Origin of the sequence: Rhodoferax sp. (genome assembly GCF_039922535.1) — a bacterium.
Lineage (GTDB): Bacteria > Pseudomonadota > Gammaproteobacteria > Burkholderiales > Burkholderiaceae_C > Rhodoferax_B.
The window spans coordinates 1-1,986 of the sequence record NZ_JBDTEM010000383.1; the positions used below are offsets into that span (position 1 = coordinate 1).

Consider the following 1,986-nt stretch of genomic DNA (forward strand, 5'->3'; position numbering starts at 1 on the left):
GATCAGGTTGAAGGTGGTGGATTTGCCCGCACCATTCGGGCCGATCAGCCCGGTGATTTGCCCGGCCTGGATCGCGAAGCTGATGTCGTTCACCGCCGTCAGCCCGCCGAACTGCTTGCGGATGGCGCGGACCTCCAGCACCGTGCTGCTGGCCTCGGGCTTGGTACGCTCGGGCAGGCGGGTGGCCTGGGTCCAGTCTTCGGCCCGTGGTTTTTTGGGAAACCAGCGCGCCACCAGCGACCACAGACCGTCGGGCAGGTACTTCAGCACCAGCACCAGCACAATGCCAAACACAATGGTTTCAAAGTTGCCGCTGGTACCGATCAGCTTGGGCAACAGCACCTGCAGCTGGTCTTCGAGCAGCTTGGTGAGGAAGGCGCCGGTGATGGCCCCCCAGATCTGGCCTACGCCCCCCAGCACGGCCATGAACAGGTATTCGATACCCATCTTCAGACCGAAGGGCGAGGGGTTGACGGTGCGCTGGAAGTGCGCAAACAGCCAGCCCGACACGCTGGCGAACATCGCCGCAAGCGTGAAGATGCCGATCTTGAAGCGTAAGGTGTTGATGCCCATGGCCTCGGCCATCAGCGCGCCGGTGCGCAGGGAGCGGATGGCCCGGCCGGTGCGCGAGTCCAGCAGGTTGGTGAGTGCAAACGCGCCCAGCAAGACCAGCACCCAGGTCAGCACAAAGAAGGGTTTGCCGCCGCCCAGGTCCGCGCCGAACAGCGTGATGCTGGGCACGCCCAACAGGCCGTCGTATTTGCCCAGCGCGTCCAGGTTGCCCATCAGGTAGTACAGCGACAGACCCCAGGCAATCGTGGCCAAGGGCAGGTAGTGGCCGGACATGCGCAAGGTCATCACGCCCAGCAGCATGGCGCTGGTGCCGGTAATCGCCAGGCCGATGAAGACGGTGAGCCAGGGCGACAGGCCGTACTGGGTGCACAGGTAGGCGCTGGTATAGGCCCCCACGCCGACGAAAGCCGCCTGGCCGAAGGAGGTGAGTCCGCCAATGCCGGTGAGCAACACCAGGCCCAGCACGACCAGGCTGTACATCCCGATGTAGTTGAGTTGGGTGACCCAGAAGTCGGGCAAGGGCAAGCAGGCGATCAGCGCCACGGCGGCCAGTAGCAGCAGCCGCGTCACGGTATGGTTGAAAATGTGGGTCATAGCTTGGGCCTGCGGTTCAGTGGTCGTCGTCCGAATGGCCGCTGGCGAGCGAGCGCCATAGCAGGATGGGCAGAATCAGCGTGAAGACAATCACTTCCTTGAAGGCGCTGGCCCAGAACGAGGAGAAGGCTTCGACGATGCCGACAAACAGTGCGCCAATCGCCGCCGCCGGATAGCTCGCCAGCCCGCCAATCACGGCGGCCACAAAACCCTTCAGGCCGATCAGAAAGCCCGAGTCGTAAAAGATGGTGGTGGTCGGGCCGATCAGCAAGCCAGACAGCGCGCCAATCAAGGCCGCCATGGCCAGCGTGAGGCTGCCCGCGGTATGGGTGGAGATGCCCATCAGGCGTGCGCCCAGGCGGTTGATGGCCGTGGCGCGCAAGGCCTTGCCGAACAGCGTGCGTTCAAAGAACAGCCACAGCAGCACGATCAAGGCCAGTGAAGCCGTGCAGATGATGATGGCCTGGCCATTCAGGTTCACCGCACCCAGCTGGAAGCGCTGGTCCCAGAAGGTGGGGTTGCGAAAACCCTCGGCACCAAAGAACAGCAGGCCCAGGCCGGTCATGGCAAAGTGCACGCCCACCGACACGATCAGCAACACCAGGGTGCTGGTATCGGCCAGCGACTGGTACACCACGCGGTACATCAGCGGGCCGAAGGCGGTAACGATGCAGACGCTGAGCAAGGCTTGCACCAGCAGCGGAAACTGCCGTGGCGCAGCCCAGGCGGTGATGGCGGCAATGGCCACCGGTACCACCAGCGTACGCAGCAAAGCCTTGGCCGCAGCACTGGGCTGGTGCAAGCGCTGCCATGCGGCCC

2 protein-coding genes are annotated in these 1,986 nt (G+C 64.0%); both read right to left on the reverse strand.

Translation table 11 applies throughout. The features are described 5' to 3' along the window. On the reverse strand, positions 1 to 1,167 hold a 1,167-nt coding region (locus tag ABI213_RS18345; protein ID WP_348028127.1), incomplete at its 3' end, for an ATP-binding cassette domain-containing protein. Between the two features lie 16 nt (positions 1,168 to 1,183). Next, positions 1,184 to 1,986 (reverse strand): branched-chain amino acid ABC transporter permease (locus ABI213_RS18350; protein ID WP_348028129.1); only part of this gene is annotated, 803 nt, incomplete at its 5' end.